Annotated in this window: 16 protein-coding genes; all 16 read right to left on the reverse strand. The window is 37.1% G+C overall.

The annotated features are described in order from the left end of the window. Positions 1–15: 15 nt before the first annotated feature. Positions 16–279, reverse strand: a complete 264-nt coding sequence (locus A9C19_RS19980; RefSeq protein WP_072581512.1) for an RNA-binding S4 domain-containing protein — start codon at positions 277–279, stop codon at positions 16–18. Further along, positions 276–1,751 carry a bifunctional methyltransferase/pyrophosphohydrolase YabN gene (gene yabN / locus A9C19_RS19985; RefSeq protein ID WP_072581513.1) on the reverse strand — a complete coding sequence of 492 codons (1,476 nt, stop codon included), beginning with the start codon at positions 1,749–1,751 and terminating at the stop codon, positions 276–278. Before yabN ends, A9C19_RS19980 begins: the two co-directional genes overlap by 4 nt. A gap of 12 nt (positions 1,752–1,763) precedes the next feature. After that, the gene (locus A9C19_RS19990; RefSeq protein ID WP_072581514.1) at positions 1,764–3,347 is read right to left on the reverse strand and encodes a putative polysaccharide biosynthesis protein; all 1,584 of its coding nucleotides are present in this window, start codon (positions 3,345–3,347) and stop codon (positions 1,764–1,766) included. Positions 3,348–3,484: 137 nt separating this feature from the next. Then, positions 3,485–4,021 (reverse strand): stage V sporulation protein T, encoded by a 537-nt coding sequence (spoVT, locus tag A9C19_RS19995; RefSeq protein WP_072581515.1) that lies wholly within the window; start codon positions 4,019–4,021, stop codon positions 3,485–3,487. 372 nt (positions 4,022–4,393) lie between these two features. Then, positions 4,394–7,924: a transcription-repair coupling factor gene (mfd, locus tag A9C19_RS20000; protein ID WP_072581516.1), complete on the reverse strand. Its 3,531-nt coding sequence runs from the start codon at positions 7,922–7,924 to the stop codon at positions 4,394–4,396. 148 nt (positions 7,925–8,072) lie between these two features. Continuing rightward, a complete protein-coding gene (locus A9C19_RS20005) occupies positions 8,073–8,303 on the reverse strand; it encodes an anti-sigma-F factor Fin (RefSeq protein ID WP_072581517.1) in 231 nt (76 codons plus the stop codon). 138 nt (positions 8,304–8,441) lie between these two features. Beyond that, entirely contained in the window at positions 8,442–8,999 is a 558-nt protein-coding gene (gene pth, locus A9C19_RS20010; protein ID WP_072581518.1) for an aminoacyl-tRNA hydrolase, read from the reverse strand. 211 nt (positions 9,000–9,210) lie between these two features. Then, complete coding sequence (locus A9C19_RS20015) at positions 9,211–9,834, reverse strand: 50S ribosomal protein L25/general stress protein Ctc (protein ID WP_072581519.1); 624 nt, start codon at positions 9,832–9,834, stop codon at positions 9,211–9,213. A gap of 261 nt (positions 9,835–10,095) precedes the next feature. Then, positions 10,096–11,049 (reverse strand): ribose-phosphate diphosphokinase, encoded by a 954-nt coding sequence (locus tag A9C19_RS20020; protein WP_072581520.1) that lies wholly within the window; start codon positions 11,047–11,049, stop codon positions 10,096–10,098. Positions 11,050–11,068: 19 nt separating this feature from the next. Then, positions 11,069–12,445 (reverse strand): bifunctional UDP-N-acetylglucosamine diphosphorylase/glucosamine-1-phosphate N-acetyltransferase GlmU, encoded by a 1,377-nt coding sequence (glmU, locus tag A9C19_RS20025; protein WP_072581521.1) that lies wholly within the window; start codon positions 12,443–12,445, stop codon positions 11,069–11,071. Between the two features lie 228 nt (positions 12,446–12,673). Next, positions 12,674–12,964 (reverse strand): septation regulator SpoVG, encoded by a 291-nt coding sequence (gene spoVG / locus A9C19_RS20030; RefSeq protein ID WP_046517517.1) that lies wholly within the window; start codon positions 12,962–12,964, stop codon positions 12,674–12,676. Positions 12,965–13,198: 234 nt separating this feature from the next. Beyond that, positions 13,199–13,573, reverse strand: coding sequence for a RidA family protein (locus A9C19_RS20035; protein ID WP_072581522.1), 375 nt, complete (start codon positions 13,571–13,573; stop codon positions 13,199–13,201). After that, the gene (purR, locus tag A9C19_RS20040; RefSeq protein ID WP_072581523.1) at positions 13,570–14,421 is read right to left on the reverse strand and encodes a pur operon repressor; all 852 of its coding nucleotides are present in this window, start codon (positions 14,419–14,421) and stop codon (positions 13,570–13,572) included. Before purR ends, A9C19_RS20035 begins: the two co-directional genes overlap by 4 nt. Before the next feature lie 57 nt (positions 14,422–14,478). Continuing rightward, entirely contained in the window at positions 14,479–15,348 is an 870-nt protein-coding gene (ispE, locus tag A9C19_RS20045) for a 4-(cytidine 5'-diphospho)-2-C-methyl-D-erythritol kinase (protein WP_072581524.1), read from the reverse strand. Positions 15,349–15,696: 348 nt separating this feature from the next. Further along, on the reverse strand, positions 15,697–15,879 hold the full coding sequence (locus tag A9C19_RS20050; protein ID WP_072581525.1) for a small, acid-soluble spore protein, alpha/beta type: 183 nt from the start codon (positions 15,877–15,879) through the stop codon (positions 15,697–15,699). Positions 15,880–16,071: 192 nt separating this feature from the next. Further along, a complete protein-coding gene (gene veg / locus A9C19_RS20055) occupies positions 16,072–16,341 on the reverse strand; it encodes a biofilm formation stimulator Veg (RefSeq protein WP_046517522.1) in 270 nt (89 codons plus the stop codon). Between the last annotated feature and the right edge of the window lie 746 nt (positions 16,342–17,087).

Here is a 17,087-nt window from a genome sequence, read left to right on the forward strand (position 1 = left end):
GAACAAGCCCACTGATTACTCTTCAGAAATGCGTTCTTCTTTTACAATTCGATAAAGGTTCGATGCCTCTTCTTTTTTAGTCGTTTCTCTTAAGTCATCAATGACAACTGTAACATACTTTTGACCAAAACGAATTAAAAGCTCATCTCCCACCTTTACGTTTGAACTAGCTTTTGCTGGAATACCGTTAATGGATATTCTTCCTTGGTCCGCAATTTCCTTCGCTAATGTACGTCTTTTGATCAATCTGGATACCTTTAAAAATTTATCTAGTCTCATCCTAACCCCTCTTTATCTATTTTCTTTGCTTGATTCCATAGCTCATCCATTTCCTCAAGAGACATTTCTTTGAGGACTTTCTCTGCCTTTTCTGCCATTTGCTCAATATAAGAAAAACGACGGTAAAATTTATGGTTTGTAGAGGTAAGTGCTTCTTCCGGTTCTACTTTATAATACCTACCTACATTGATAAGCGCAAAAAGAATGTCACCAAACTCTTGCATTATTTTTTGTTGGCTATGGTTTTTAGAAAGCTCCTCCTCAAATTCAGATAATTCTTCTTTTACTTTTGCCCATGCTCCTTCGACTGACGGCCAGTCAAAACCGACCTTAGCTGCCTTTTTTTGTAGATGGAAGGCTTTTGAGAGTGCAGGTAATGCCCCAGAAACAGAGTCAAGAATAGATGTTTCCTGTACGTCACCTTTTTCCTTGCGCTTTATTTCATCCCAATTAGTCACTACCTCTTCAGAGTTTGTCACCTGTGTTTGTCCGAACACATGTGGATGTCTGCGAACCATTTTTTCAGAAACCCCTCTGATGACCTCATCTATTGAAAACATTGCCTCATCTTCACCTATTTGAGAATGAAGGACCACTTGTAAAAGAACATCTCCAAGCTCTTCGACGATATGATCAATATCATCATTTTCAATTGCTTCTAAAAGCTCATAGCATTCTTCAATTAAGTATTTCTTTAGGGATGTATGTGTTTGTTCCTTGTCCCACGGACAGCCATTTGGTCCCCGTAATTCTGCAATGATTGCTCTAAAAGAAGTAAACTGATGATATAATACCTCCTCATTTTTAACTGGAGGGACATATATGCTAGTCAAATTATTAATTGTTGTTTCACGATCAAGTTCATATAACTCAACTTCTTTTATAAGTTGGTCTCTACTTCCTGCTGCGGTCACAATCTTCACTTTATAATCATCTGGTAACTGATCCATTAATGCCAGCTTCACTTCCGAGGCAACCATTTGATCATAAACCTGTGTAATCATTACATGTCCTCTTAAATTCAGAGATTCACTTTTAAAATCAAGACCATCAACTAATTGGAAGCCCTCGACCGGGTCAATTTCCAAAGCTTGGAACATAGCGTCGATAAAGCTTTGACCACCCTTAACAGTTACGGTATACCCTTTTTCTCTCCCAACAGTTTGTAAAAGCTGCACTGTTTTTTCAGCTACTTGGGGATGTCCAGGAACAGCATAGACAATATCTTCTGCCGTTGCATAGGATAAGAGTAACGAAACAATTTCCTCATAAACGCCCTCGAATGTTTCGTGTTTTTCATAAATATAGTCAAACGATTCAAAGCGAATTTCATCCCCTAGTTGTTCAATTACAGGATGCTCTTTCGTTCTAAGATATAGTTTCGGTGTATCCTTTAGAAGCTTATAAACACCGTATGGAAGTTGATTTACATCTCCGGCACCTAAGCCAATTATTGTAATATGTTTTGCCATAGATTAAAAACCTCATTTCATTACTTTATTAATGATTGGTATATTTACCAATTCCTCACGGGAAAATACCTTTAATTTCAGGATCATTATCCCATAAACAAAGCCTCCAAGAACAACTCCCGCTAATGCTGTTATGGCTGCACCTATACGTTCATCAAAGGCTAGCCCATACTGTTTCATGAATACTAAATAGATAAGAATGGAGCATAACATCAAACTATTACTTCCAATTATTTTGTACAAAGCCTTATACTCTTTAAATACATAGCCCTTATGTGCTAAATAAACATAATTACTAAGAGCTACAACGAAGTAGGCAAATGTGGTTGAACTAGCCGCACCGTAAATTCCATATATAGGAACAAGATAGCTATTTACTAGTAGTTTAATTAAGGTGCCAACTAAGACCGTTATTGCAGGAAACACCGTAAAGCCAAGTCCTTGCAATATCGCAAACAAAGTTAAACAGAGAGATGTAAAGAAGATAGAGCCTATCAAGATCATTAATAGGAATGACCCAGATGAATCAGTAAATAACATAATGTTCGTTGGTTTCATAATAGCGATTAAACCTATGGTAGCGCTAGATGCAATGACAAGACAAAGCTTGATTGATAAATGTATTTTCTTTGTTATAAAGTCTGTACGATTATCAGCCTTAGCCGTCGAAAGAACAGGTACAATCGATAATGCAAACGATGTAGCAACCACCGTTCCTAGTTGAATAAGAGGTTGTCCTCGATCATAAATTCCCTTTGTTTTCTTTGCAGTCTCTTCATCGATTCCCATATCTGTTAATAAAGCGTATAAATGCAAAGAATCAATAAGCTGTATCAAAATAAGCAATAAGCTACATATACCAATTGTAAAACTATATTTACATATTTTCCTTATAATGAATATTGTTTTTAGCCTTACCTTATCTTCGGGAAAATGTCGAACTTGTTCATTTTTCTTATTCGAGTAAAAAAAGAAAAAAAGAAGCGCTGCAACACTTCCTAAAATGGAAGAAAAGAAAGCCCCAACACCGGTTTCATATAAAGTAAAACCCGCTTTTATCATAAAAACCGAGCTCACTAAGATAAAGCTAACTCTTACACCTTGTTCAATCACTTGCGAGATGGCTGTTGGCTTCATATCTTGCTGAGCTTGAAAAACACCTCTGTATGTAGAAAGAAACGGAATCAGCAAAAAAGAAAAAGAGGTTACTTTTATTAATGGAGCCAAATAAACATCGCCCATAAATTGGGCAATAGGGTGTGCGAAAAAAAATAATGGAAGAAACATAAAAAAGCCTAGTCCAGCTAGGAACCAAAACGAAACAGTCAGTATCTTTGATCGTGTTGCTTTAGAAGTGTTATGTCCTAGATCTACTACTACTTTCGAAATAATGACCGGAAAACCGGATGTAGCTAAAATAACGCTCATCCCATAAAAGGGATACACTTGCTGATAAATATAAAAACCTATATCCCCCACAATATTTTGGTATGGGACACGATAAGCAGCACTCAAAATTTTCGTTACCAGTCCAGCAAGTGTAAGGATCATCGCCCCTTGCATGGCTAGATATAAATTGTTTTTCGGGACATTCATTGTCCTACTTTCCCCTCTCAAAATCCAATACTTCTTATTATAGCATAGAAAAAATTGGCACCATAAAGCAAATGTGGAACGCTACCGATCCCTTAGGATAGAAAAAGAGGTGGCACATAGGCCACCTCTTCTTCCTCTTATTGCTCCATTTGCCTTGCTAAGAATCCCGCTGCAGTTTCGACAGCCTTATGTTCAACTTCACCAATAGATTGTTCTTTAGATAAAATGATGACTGCTCCAATTGGGTCTCCATTCGCAATTATAGGTCCAATTGTATACGATTTAATTTCTTCACTTATTCCTTCGGCTATTTGAGTTTCACCAGCGTCCGCTTTAAGGACTGAACCTCTTTCTTCCATAGCCTTCTCGACAACATCCCCGATATTCTTATTCATATATTCCTTTTTAGAACCACCAGAAACTGCGATGAATGTGTCACGGTCACATATTAATACAGGATGCCCTAGACTATCATAAAGTGCATCTGCATATTCCTTAGAAAAGTCACTTAGCTCGCTTATAGGTGAATATTTCTTTAGGATAACTTCACCATCACGATCCACAAAAATTTCAAGAGGATCTCCCTCACGTATTCGTAACGTTCTACGAATTTCCTTTGGAATAACTACGCGACCTAAATCATCAATACGACGAACAATACCAGTTGCTTTCATCTTATGTTGCCTCACTTTCATCGGATGATTTGAAAAAAGGTGATTGTCATCTTCCTGATTTGTGTTTCCTTTACTTAAACAGGAAAGGTTGCTTATGTAAGACCATTACCTCAGAGTATAGTTTCCCTATTAATAGCAGTTGAGATGCTAAGTTAGAAGTTCACAATCAGACGTGTCTTCTTGTTCACTACTCGCCCTTTTTTCTCGCTCACTACTACCAATAGACCCTTTGAGAAAAAAGCCTTATGTAACAATCACCGTTTGTTAAAAATAGTATCCGTCACATGCGATGTAATATACATCATGAAAGTGTTTTTTTGACAATTTTTGATAAACAACTCACCATCATATCCCATATTCATGCCAATCAAACTATTTTACTGAGATTTCTTCTTTTTTCACTTGAGATAATCCATTCAATAATTCCGTGATGATTGTTAGCCACTGATCTACCGTGTGCCCTTTTGTTGAAATCGTCATTTTTAACCTTGAACCTTCCATACCAAGACCGACTGTACGTTGATATTTATTGCTTAAATCAAATAATTTTTGACCATCGATTTTATTACTTGCTGCTTCCTCTACAAGAATGGAGATTACCTCTTTATCTTGTTTAATCAATTCCACTCTTTCCTGCATAGCAAATACTTTGATCTTTGCAATATGGAAAAGATAGCTCACTTCTATTGGATATTCCCCGAAACGGTCAATCATTTCTTCTTGTAATTCTTCAAGCTCCTGAATACTTGAGATTGACCTAAAGCGTTTATACATATCAATTTTTTGACGATTATCAGTAATATAATCTTGTGGAAGATAAGCATCGACTTGTAGGTCTATCTCCACATCAATTGGCTTTTCCTTCGGCTGATCTGTTTGTCTTTCTTCAATCGCTTCTTTTAGCATTTGAGAATATAAATCAAAACCTACAGAGTCGATAAAGCCATGTTGTTGGGCACCTAGTAAGTTACCTGCACCTCGAATTGATAAGTCTCTCATTGCAATCTTGAAACCTGATCCTAATTCCGTAAATTCTTTAATCGCCTGCAGTCTCTTCTCAGCAACCTCTGTTAACACTTTATCTTTTCGATACGTGAAGTATGCGTACGCCACTCGATTAGAACGACCCACACGTCCTCGTAGCTGATAAAGCTGTGATAAGCCCATTTTATCTGCATCGTTGACGATTAATGTGTTTACGTTAGGGATATCCACTCCTGTTTCAATAATGGTTGTGCTCACAAGAACATCATATTCTCCCTCTAAAAAGCTTAGCATAACAGACTCTAGTTCATTCTCTGTCATCTTTCCATGGGCATACGTTACACGCGCATCAGGTACTAGCATTGAAATTTCTTCTGCTTTCCTCTCAATATCCTCTACACGGTTATACAAGAAGAACACCTGACCTCCACGAGCCATCTCTCTTTCAATAGACTCCCTGACTAGCACACCGTTATATTCAACAACATACGTTTGAACTGGGAAACGATTTTCAGGAGGGGTCTCGATAACGGAAAGGTCCCTAACACCAAGCATAGACATATGCAGTGTTCTTGGAATTGGTGTTGCCGTTAAAGTTAGCACATCTACATTCGCTTTAAGTTGCTTGATTTTTTCCTTATGAGTAACACCAAAGCGTTGTTCTTCATCAATAATAAGAAGACCTAATTCTTTATACTGAATATCCTTAGAAAGTAGCCTATGTGTACCAATGACCATATCTACCGTTCCATTTGCTAAACCTTTGGTCGTTTCATTAATTTCTTTCCTTGTTCTAAAACGACTGAGAAGCCCAACATTAATCGGATAGTCTTGGAATCTTTCACGGACTGTTTCAAAATGCTGCTGAGCAAGAATTGTCGTTGGAACAAGTAAGGCTACCTGCTTACCATCTGCTACTGCTTTAAAAGCTGCACGTATTGCAACCTCTGTCTTCCCATAGCCAACGTCTCCACATAGTAGTCTATCCATTGGACGTAGACGCTCCATATCTTTCTTGATTTCCTGAATAGAACGTATTTGGTCCTCAGTTTCTTGATAAGGGAAAGCTAGTTCAAACTCTTTTTGCATTTCCCCGTCTGGTGAAAACGCATACCCTTCACTTGCTTCTCTCTCTGCATACAGCTTAATTAAATCATCCGCAATGTCTTGAACAGATGATTCAACCTTCTTCTTCACTCTCCGCCAATCATTACCACCCAGTTTATATATTTTCGGCTCCTTACCTTCTGAGCCCACATATTTTTGAACTTGGTCAATTTGTTCTACAGGAACGTATAATTGATCACTACCTTGGTACTTGATATTTAAGTAATCCTTATGTATTCCCTTAATTTCAAGAGTTTCAATTCCTACATACTTTCCGATACCATGATTAACGTGAACAACGTAGTCTCCAACCTCTAACTCTGAATAGCTTTTTATTCTTTCAGCATTAGATAGCTTTTGTCTACGCACCTGTTTTTTTACTCGTTTTTTAAATAGTTCTTCTTCCGTAATGACCGCAAGCTTCTGCATAGGAAGTTCAAATCCTGTTTGGAGATCCCCCTCCAGTATGAGTGTACTTCCACCCCTTATGAAATCCGTTGTTTTCAAGATAGTGGCTTTTATCTCATAATCCTCTAAGACTTGCTCTAATTTCTTCGTACGTTCTTCATTTACACCTAAAAACACAATGGCATATTGAGCTTTTTGCCAACGATCAATTTCTGTTTTTAAGAGGTGCATTTGTCCGTGAAAATTTTGCATTTGCTTACACGACAAATTCAATATATTTTGAGGGCTTGTATGGGGTACATGCCTCAGAAATAAAGATAAATAAATGAGTGGTTGCTTTGACTTTGACATTACTTCCAAATAGGAATGTGAGATTTTTACATCCTTAAGAATTTTTCCTTCTTCCAGTAAATTTGTATACCACTCTGCTTCTTCACGTTCTAGCTGTTCATACGTTTCATGAATTCTACTAATTTCATCTAAGATGATCATTGAATCATCTGACATGTAGTCTAGTAAACTAGCAGGCTGTTCATAGAAGAGCGATGAAAATTTGAAAATATCTTGTGAATATTGGTTCGTCCTTAACTTCTCTAAGTCATACTCAATGTTTTCGACCAGCAACTCTTTTTGTTGGTCATTTTTCATGTTCTTCAAGTTCTTTGCTAGTCCATCTTCCACTGCCTTTATACATCTTACTCTTGATTCTTCATTTAATAGCATTTCAACAGCTGGACCGATCGTGACTGTTTTAAGCATCTCAATTGAACGTTGATTTTCTATGTTAAACGTACGAATAGAATCAATTTCAGTATCAAACAATTCAATCCTTACAGCATTTTCCTCTGTTAAAGGATAAAGGTCAATAATTCCACCACGAACACTAAACTCACCTGGTGCATTTACCATATCAACGCGCTCATATCCTAATGAAACAAATTGGTTCGTATATTCATCAAGCTCTATATCCTGTCCTACAGAAAGAGTGAACTGCTTTTCCTTCCATAATGCTTTAGGTGGCAATAATCTTCTTACACCCGCTACTGGTGCTACAACGATAGAAGGCTGACCTTCAATTAGTTTATTTAAAACCTCTATCCTCTGAGCCTTTAGCTCTGGACTTGCGATAGCAACCTCTGATGCAATAAGGTCATTAACAGGATAAAGATAAACATGATCTTTTAATAAATTCGTTAAATCTTCGTATACCTTCTGGGCTTGAAAAAGATTATGAGTAACAATTAAAATTGATTTTTTCACATCATGGTATAATGCAGAAGTAAATACTGTTCTCGCTGATCCGGATAGACCCGCTACTAACTGCTCCTTAAGACCTTCCTCGATACCTGATACGATTGTCTTAAAATCATCATTATCATAAAAATAGTGCTGCAAACTGTTCAAGCTCAGCCCCCCTCTCAATTTTCTCAACATGATCGTAATTGAATATTTTCTATCCTTTATGACTAAAACATGTAAGCCGCCACTAGCTCATTGAACTGTACGGTGATAGTAAACAGAAAAATGCTTTGGGGAAGACTCCCAAAGCTATTTATTGGATAAAGCGATCGTACTGGTGTAAATCTGGATTTCTATTTAATGCATCTTGGCAATCCTCACAAATTGTCTTTATATGTACATCACCATTTTGTTGATAAGTAATCATTTCTTGTCTTTCCTCATTTGTTAATGATGTAAATCCAAGCTGTTCACTTGAAATAGATTGCTGTTCAAGACTTCCTACTTTTACACCACAATGTCTACAATGATAGTGTAACGCCATTATGTACCTCCTAGAAAAGGTTTGTATAGTGCTAGTATGGACCTTTTCAAAGGGTGGTATACATATGAGGTGTTCTACATATTATTTTAAACTAGACTAGTATAATTACCTTATAAATTCAGATAATATCCATATTTCTTAGTTAAACCCATTCATCACTTGTAAAAATGATTGCGCTATCCATTTTTGACAAGCTTGAGATGATCGATCAATTGCTTCTGTCATTCCTTTTTGATCTTCTTCCGTAAATTGTCCCAGTACATAATCTGTAATCTTCATACCATTATTTGGACGGTCGATTCCTACTTTTATCCGATTAAATTCCTGTGTTCCCAAGTGGTGAATCATAGATTTTATTCCATTATGACCACCTGCACTTCCTTTTGTACGTAATCTAATCTTCCCAACAGGTAAATCAAGATCATCATACACTACAACAAGGTCTTCTTCATTTATCTCATAAAAATCCATTAAAGGGCGGATACATTCACCAGACAAATTCATATAAGTTAGTGGTTTTAATAGGATCACTTTTTCACCAGAAACATGTCCAATTCCATAAATCCCATTAAACTTTTGGCGATCAAGTGGAATAGAAAGCTCATCAGATAGCTTATCAATCACCATAAAACCGACATTATGTCTTGTTTTTTCATATTGCCTACCTGGATTACCTAAACCAACAATGAGTTTCATATAAGAAACCCTCCTAACAACTCTATAACATTAAATTTTTTCATGTAATTTAACAATAGCACAAATAAGAAAAACCTTAAATAAAACTTGTTGTTACATTGTGTCTAATTATGACGTTTCTTTCATTTGAGTATAAAAAACACTTAAAAAATGCCAGCCCTTACAAAGAAAAATGTAGGGCTGACATCTAGTATACTCTATTCCATTTACCTTATTCGTTATGCTCTCTACCTTCTTCATTTTCCGGTGTACCTGGCTCTTGTTCTTCACCACTATCAATTTCTTCTTCTTGCTGAGGTGGTAGAATAGATGCAATAACCTGTTCTTCATCTTGTACAATTGTATAATCTGCGCTACTTGAGAGGTCCTTAACAAGATACGTTTCATTTACACCTAGCTCAGAAATATCAACATCAATTGATTGAGGGATTTTATTTGGCTTTGCACTAATTGTTAGTTCATGAAGAGGCTGCTGTAATACCCCACCATCCTTCACACCTTGCGCTTCACCCGTTAGATGTAACGGAACTTCTACTTCTACATCAGCCTTCATATCAACCACGTGGAAATCTGCATGAACAAGCTCATTTTTAAGTGGATCTGTTTGCATATCATATAGCATAACAGCATGTGATGATCCATTGACATCAAGCGTAATAATTGTATTTTTTCCTTCATCACGTAATGTCTTAATTAGCTCAATACTATCTAAAGCTACAGCTTTACTTTCCGTTGCTTTCCCGTAAATAACAGCAGGAACTTGTCCTGATTCACGTACTTTTCTTCGTGCTGAATTTGTAAATTCAGTTCTCTCAACTGCTTGTAATGTTGTCATCGTTACACCTTCCTAAAACATATTGGTTTCTTGTCTAGTATTTTTCCCATAACTAGATACGACTAAACATCAGATATGAATTTAGTGCCTTAAGGATAACTGAAAGAATTTTATTAGAAGGCCTTTAAGAACTAATAGCCTGCTGAAAATCTATGACGAACAGTGACAATAAAGAGAACGAAAAGAGTGTACAAAAAGACCTATTTTGCTATACAAAATAGGTCTCCTACCTTACGATTCATCATTTGGACTGTCTATGTTTTAATCAAAAAGTAAGCTTACAGATTGCTTTTCGTGAACTCTAATAATTGCTTCACCGATAAGTGGCGCAACAGATAGTTCAACTAGCTTATCAATTCGTTTTTCCTCTGGTAAAAGAATAGAGTTTGTAACAACTAGCTCTTTAATCTTAGAATTTTGAATACGTTCGATTGCAGGACCAGAAAGAACAGGGTGTGTACAGCATGCATATACTTCTTTCGCACCATTTTCTACTAGGGCGTTAGCCGCTAATGTAATAGTACCTGCAGTATCAATGATATCATCGATTAAGATGGCTGTTTTCCCTTCAATATGACCGACAATATTCATTACCTCAGACACATTTGGTCTTGGGCGTCGTTTGTCAATAATCGCAATTGGAGCTTTAAGCTTATCCGCTAATTTACGTGCTCTTGTCACACCACCATGGTCCGGAGAGACAATTACGATATCCTCTAGTTCTTTTCCTAAGAAATACTCACCTAAAATAGGCACACCCATTAAGTGATCAATTGGAATATCAAAGAATCCTTGAATTTGTGGAGCATGTAAATCTAGTGTAATAACACGTGTTGAGCCAGCAGTTTCTAAAAGGTTCGCAACAAGTTTAGCAGTGATTGGTTCCCTTGCTCTTGCCTTACGATCCTGTCTTGCATACCCATAATAAGGAATAACAATATTAATTGTCTTAGCAGAAGCACGCTTCAGCGCATCAATCATAATTAATAATTCCATCAAATGTTCATTTACAGGGCCACTTGTTGATTGAATGATGTAAACATCACAACCACGAATACTTTCTTCGATATTAATTTGTATTTCCCCATCACTAAAGCGAGTAACAGAGCTTTTCCCTAAATCCACTCCCACAACATCAGCAATTTCCTTAGCTAACGCAGGGTTCGAGTTAAGCGTAAATATTTTTAAATTTGAATCTCCATAACGATTAGACATGGTAAAGTGAAAACCTCCATTAGGAATTTTTATTATTTAAACGGTCAGCATAGTTTTCTTTGTTCACTTGCCTTGATCTAGCCACACTTAAAGCTTTTGCAGGTACATCATCCGTCACAGTAGAGCCAGCTGCAACGTATGCACCCTTTCCAACAGTCACAGGAGCGATTAAGTTTGAATTACATCCGATAAAAGCTCCATCCTCAATCTTCGTTAAGAATTTATTTTTCCCATCATAATTTACGGTAATTGAACCACAACCAAGGTTCACATCAGCGCCTACTTCCGCATCGCCAATATAACTTAAATGAGAAGCCTTACTGCCTTTACCCATAGAAGATTTTTTTATTTCAACAAAATTACCGATTTTCACTTCATCACTAATTGTTGAATCTGGTCTAATGTGGGCGAATGGTCCAATTGCTACACTATGTCCTATTTCACTATCATAGGCTACAGATTGACGAATCGTTGTCTCATTCCCAATTCGACAGTTATTAATCTCTGTATTCGGGCCAATGATACATTCTTCGCCAACAGTTGTTTCCCCAAGAATCATTGTTCCAGGGTATATAACTGTGTCTCGACCTATTACAGCATCTAAGGAAATATATGTGTTATCTGGGTCAATAATTGTTACACCATTTCTCATATGCTTCTCGTTCATTCTTAGCTTCATCAATTTCTCTGCCTGTGAGAGAGCAACTCTGTCATTTACACCTAGAGTTTCATCAAATGAAGCTGTTTGATAAGCAGAAACTATTTTCCCCTCTTTTTGAAGGATCTCAATAACATCAGGTAAGTAATATTCCCCTTGCACATTATCATTTGACACATTTGATAATGCTTTGAATAATTCTTCATTGTCAAAACAATATGTTCCTGTATTAATCTCTGTAAGTTTACGCTCAGTTTCAGTCGCATCTTTATGCTCGACAATTTTCTCAACAGACCCCTCAGCATTTCGGACAATACGACCATATCCAGTAGGATCCTCTGCATTAGCTGTTAAAATTGTCGCTTTTGCTTGAGATTCTTGGTGATGAGCTAAGAGAGCTGACATCGTTTCTGACGTAATTAACGGCGTATCTCCACAAACAACAATTGTTGTTCCTTTTTCATTCTCTAAGTAAGAAGCTGCTTGCATGACAGCATGTGCAGTTCCTAACTGTTCACTTTGTAGCGCATATTCTGTAGCATCCCCAAGCTGTGCTTTTACTTTTTCCGCACCATGTCCAACTACTGTAACAGTTTTAGATAGATCTAGCTTAGAAACTTGATTTAACACATGCTGTACCATAGGTTTGCCACAAACAGGATGTAGCACTTTATACAAGGATGATTTCATTCGAGTACCCTGTCCTGCTGCTAAAATCACTGCATACCGATTATCCATTCCAGGCCTCCATATTGTTAGACTTTTCTACTAAGTTTATGTAAAGTACGTTTTTATCCATAGAAAAATATATCTCAAAACGACAACCATTTCAAGACAACAAACAAAAGTACATATTTTTATCATTTTATCATAGTTTTTCTTTTTCGTCTTAGCGTCAGAAGGATTTTAACAGTCAACAGAAAAAAAAGACTTTGCACAGTAATCGCAAAGTCTTTCTTCTTATTATTAGGAAGCTCCTGCTTCTTCAAATTCTACCTCTAGTTCACCTAAACGATGATACTCAGCTAATACAGCATCTTGGATCTTTCCACGTGTATTAGAATTGATAGGGTGTGCAATATCTCTGAATTCACCATCCGGAGTACGCTTACTTGGCATTGCAACAAAGAGACCATTATTGCCGTCAATTACGCGAATATCATGAACAACAAATTCATGATCCAACGTAATAGAAGCAATTGCTCTCATACGTCCTTCGGTATTAACGCGGCGTAATCTTACGTCTGTAACTTCCATTCTGTTCACCACCTTTTCCCCCATATGAAAAACTTAAGTTACTAATTCAACAGCTTTTTAAATATTCCTGCAATAATCCAAAAAAATTTTCAGATTTAGGCAAAATAGTTGACATTTCCCTATTTACTCGATGTTCTGTAAGCTGTTGTCATATTCTTACATCTAAAAGCTGTGTTTTTTTCTTTATAGTACAAAAAAAACGTACCCTCCCTGAGTACGTTTTTTACATAAGTCTTATTTAACTAAAGCTACAACCTCAATTTCTACAAGGGCATCTTTTGGTAGACGAGCCACCTCAACGCAAGAACGTGCAGGCTTGTGAGCATGAAAATATTCACCATATACATGATTAAATGCTCCAAACATCTCCATGTCTTTTAGGAAAACTGTTGCTTTTACAACCGTCTCCAACGAAGCTCCCGCTTCACTTAAAACGGCCTGAAGGTTTTGAAAAACTTGGTGTGTCTGCTCTTCAATCGTCCCATTTATCATCTCACCTTGAGCAGTTAATGGAATTTGCCCTGAGCTATAAAATACATTGTTGACAGTAATACCTTGAGAGTAAGGACCAATTGCTGCTGGTGCTTGATTTGTACTTACGATTTTCATACGAAATCCTCTCCTATCTCTTTATCATATACACGTTGATAATACGTGCCTGGCATTACTTGAATATTACGCTCTCTTACATCTACATTCGCAAGCTTTACAAGAGAAATATATTCATCCACTAATCGTTCCTCGACACCTTCTGTTTCAACAAGGACACCAATACCGGCAACGTTCGCCTTAAATTCTTCAAGCAAACTAATCATTCCGTTAATGGTCCCTCCAGCCTTCATGAAGTCATCAATAATTAAGACATTCGATCCTTCTTGTAAGCTTCTCTTAGCTAGTAACATCGTTTGGATTCTCTTAGAAGAACCAGATACATAGTTAATACTCACTGTTGATCCTTCTGTTACCTTACTGTCTTTCCTAACGATAACAACAGGGACATCTAACTGTGCAGCTACTGCATACGCAAGAGGGATCCCTTTAGTTGCGACAGTCATCACAACATCAATTTTTCGATCACTAAAGACAGTAGCAAATAAACGACCTATCGTATTAACAATAGAAGGATTTCCTAGAATATCTGTTAAATATAAATACCCTCCCGGAAGTAGACGTTCCGGTTTGGCTATTAATTCACACAATTCATTAATAAATTGCTTTGCTTCTTTCTGACCGACCTTAGGGATGAATTTCACCCCGCCTGCAGCACCTGGAACTGTTAAAAGTGTTCCCATACCCTGCTGTTCAAAGGTTTCTTTTATAATCGTTAAATCTTCACTAATTGAAGATTTAGCCGACTGATACCTCTCTGAGAAGTACGTTAACGGGACCAAAGAATGTGGGTGATGAAGCAAGTAGTAAGTCATATCAACAAGACGACCACTTCGACGAAATTTCATAAATTGGACCTCCAAAATCCGAATATTAATAATGTAAATATATCTTAATATCCGTATTTAATCAAGGCTGTTTACATCACCCAACATACGTACAGCAAAAACCTGATCACAAAAACCTCTCAGCCCGTTATAGACTCTAGGTAATCGTGATTCATATTGGACAAGACCGAAAACTGTCGGACCACTGCCACTCATTAAGACGGCATCTGCTCCAAATCTTTTCATTTGTTCTTTAATGATCGAAACCTCCGGATGCATATGTAACGTAACGCTTTCCAGAACATTCCCCATGAGGTGACATATTTGATGATAATCACCATGATGAAGAGCCTTTACCATTCCATCAACATCAGGATGTTTTAGTGAATGGATCTTTAAGTTTTTATATACATCCGCTGTCGAAACACCAATTGTAGGTTTCGCAAGAACAACCCAGCAATGAGGCGGTGGATCAATATGTTGGATAATCTCTCCTCGACCAGTTGCCAAAGCCGTACCACCATACACACAGAATGACACATCCGAACCAATTTCCGCACCGATTTTAGCTAGCTCGTCCATTGATAAGCCTAAATTCCATAGTCGATTCAAGCCTCGTAAGGTAGCAGCTGCGTCGCTACTTCCTCCAGCCAAACCAGCAGCTACTGGAATTGTTTTTGTAATAGAGATAGAAATACCTTTTTTCACCTGAAAACGATCTTTTAATAATTTTGCTGCTTGATAAGCCAAATTACGTTGATCATCCGGGACAAAACGGTTATGCGACACGATTCTAATCTCATCTTTCGATAACTCAATTAATTCAACCCGATCAGCTAAATCAATAGTAGTCATAATCATTTTCACTTCATGAAACCCATCTTGTCGTTTATGGAGAACATCTAACGACAAATTTATCTTAGCTGGTGCTTTTTCCAAAACACGCATACCCTCACCTACTTAAACGATCTAAAATTGTATCAACATTGTACCACAAAAGCAGGTTTTATATAGCTTTTTTCGACTATTACTCTGTTTATTATTCCCTTTTTTGACGAATTAGGTACTTCTTTTTCATCTACTTCTTGTCCCAACAGAAACGTAACCGTGTTTTTCAGCCTTCACCAACACTAATTCCCTGCCCTTTTAGGTGGTGAATCGTCTCCTTACCAGTAATTACGACATCACACGTCATGCTTCTCTAGGATAATACTAATACTAGTGATAGACATACTATTCAAAAAGGGCTGACTATAGCCACCCTCTTATAAGTGATGTAGTCAGCCCTTCATCTATTTAGTCATTGGTATTCTTTGAGAGTTGCAATTCTGCCAACTCAATAGCACGTTTTACCATATTACCGGCATCTCGTGACTTAATTGCACCCCAACCTTCGTTTTTAACCGTTTCATAAAATCCTAAATCCTTTGCGAGCTCATACTTAAAGTTTTCAGACATCACTCCTCGACGTCTACCCATCAAGAACACTCCCCTTCAAAAGGATGTTATCGGAATTTACAAATGAATTGAGGCATTACTAGTATGAAGAAAATAGAGGGTATTTATGTATGTTCATCACATTCTAGTTAGAAAAATGCTGGAAACATTCCCTTTTTAAACTTAGACATAAAGCTAAAAAACATATAAAAAAACAGTAAACAATGAGCTTGTCTACTGTCCACTAACTGCAAATGAACCTGTTGTGTCTTCAAAAAATGTTAATTGAACTGTTTCAGTTAACACATCAGCATAGCTGTAAGATACACGTTCGAATGAATTTTCATCTTGATCAAGCTCAATAACAAAGACAGATGGATAGGTTTCTGCAAGCACACCACAGCGTTCTATCGTTTTTCTACGACCACCGTTAGCTCTAAGAGTTAGTCGTCTGCCAAGATTACCGTCCAAGGATTTTTTAATATCCGTTAGAGTTTTTCCCATTGCATCCACCTCACTAATCTCATTATACAACAAACCGAGTATGTAAGTCAAATAAAATTTACATTATATCAGTTATTTTTCCTTACTGTCAATATAATATTTTCAACATTTTTCTCACAGCTGCCTTTATAGTTTGAACAACCTGAAGTGATTTTATGTGAAAAAATGAATGTTTTTTTATTATTTATGAGAAACGTTCCTGATTTTCAGTTAAATCGCTTGGTTATTACTTGTTTTCGCTAATATTTCACTAAAATTACTGACTTACTTACTTAAGAATATACATTTTAAAAAAATGAAGATGAGAAGTAAAAACTCGTTTTTTGTTGATTTTTCTCTGGGTTTAACTACTAATTTATCTTCATGATCCTGCCCTTAACAAAAATTCTAATGAAGTGGGGCTCTCGCTCATTACATGCCTTTGCTTTCGGGGTCAGTCTTAAAAATTCTCCTCGGTCTACTCACAGACTCGCTCTTTAACACGCTTCTCCCTAGTCTAGCTCAGAAGCCTAAGCCCTAAGCCACATTCTTCATTGGAAGACAAAGATCGACTTATGCTTATGAAGCTGACCAGACGTTTTTGCTTGCTAAGCAGGAGTCCCCTGTCCACTACTCCAATTAACAAGGCCCAAAACAAAAAAGAGGCTGGGACAAAACAAAGAGCCAGGCACCATCCGATACAATCTATTGTGTGCACTAGATAAATCAGTGCGTACATATAGTCGTTACGATAAGGTGCCAGGCAC

The organism is Bacillus weihaiensis (assembly GCF_001889165.1).
In the GTDB taxonomy this organism is placed as follows: Bacteria; Bacillota; Bacilli; order Bacillales; family Bacillaceae; genus Metabacillus; species Metabacillus weihaiensis.

Bases quoted from the DNA above. Each gene is read 5' to 3' on its own strand.
- A9C19_RS19980 (WP_072581512.1), bottom strand. From the start codon at position 279: ATGAGACTAGATAAATTTTTAAAGGTATCCAGATTGATCAAAAGACGT.
- yabN (WP_072581513.1), bottom strand. From the start codon at position 1,751: ATGGCAAAACATATTACAATAATTGGCTTAGGTGCCGGAGATGTAAAT.
- A9C19_RS19990 (WP_072581514.1), bottom strand. From the start codon at position 3,347: ATGAATGTCCCGAAAAACAATTTATATCTAGCCATGCAAGGGGCGATG.
- spoVT (WP_072581515.1), bottom strand. From the start codon at position 4,021: ATGAAAGCAACTGGTATTGTTCGTCGTATTGATGATTTAGGTCGCGTA.
- A9C19_RS20005 (WP_072581517.1), bottom strand. From the start codon at position 8,303: ATGGCGTTACACTATCATTGTAGACATTGTGGTGTAAAAGTAGGAAGT.
- pth (WP_072581518.1), bottom strand. From the start codon at position 8,999: ATGAAACTCATTGTTGGTTTAGGTAATCCAGGTAGGCAATATGAAAAA.
- A9C19_RS20015 (WP_072581519.1), bottom strand. From the start codon at position 9,834: ATGACAACATTACAAGCAGTTGAGAGAACTGAATTTACAAATTCAGCA.
- A9C19_RS20020 (WP_072581520.1), bottom strand. From the start codon at position 11,049: ATGTCTAATCGTTATGGAGATTCAAATTTAAAAATATTTACGCTTAAC.
- glmU (WP_072581521.1), bottom strand. From the start codon at position 12,445: ATGGATAATCGGTATGCAGTGATTTTAGCAGCAGGACAGGGTACTCGA.
- spoVG (WP_046517517.1), bottom strand. From the start codon at position 12,964: ATGGAAGTTACAGACGTAAGATTACGCCGCGTTAATACCGAAGGACGT.
- A9C19_RS20035 (WP_072581522.1), bottom strand. From the start codon at position 13,573: ATGAAAATCGTAAGTACAAATCAAGCACCAGCAGCAATTGGTCCTTAC.
- purR (WP_072581523.1), bottom strand. From the start codon at position 14,421: ATGAAATTTCGTCGAAGTGGTCGTCTTGTTGATATGACTTACTACTTG.
- ispE (WP_072581524.1), bottom strand. From the start codon at position 15,348: ATGCGTGTTTTGGAAAAAGCACCAGCTAAGATAAATTTGTCGTTAGAT.
- A9C19_RS20050 (WP_072581525.1), bottom strand. From the start codon at position 15,879: ATGGGTAGACGTCGAGGAGTGATGTCTGAAAACTTTAAGTATGAGCTC.
- veg (WP_046517522.1), bottom strand. From the start codon at position 16,341: ATGGGAAAAACTCTAACGGATATTAAAAAATCCTTGGACGGTAATCTT.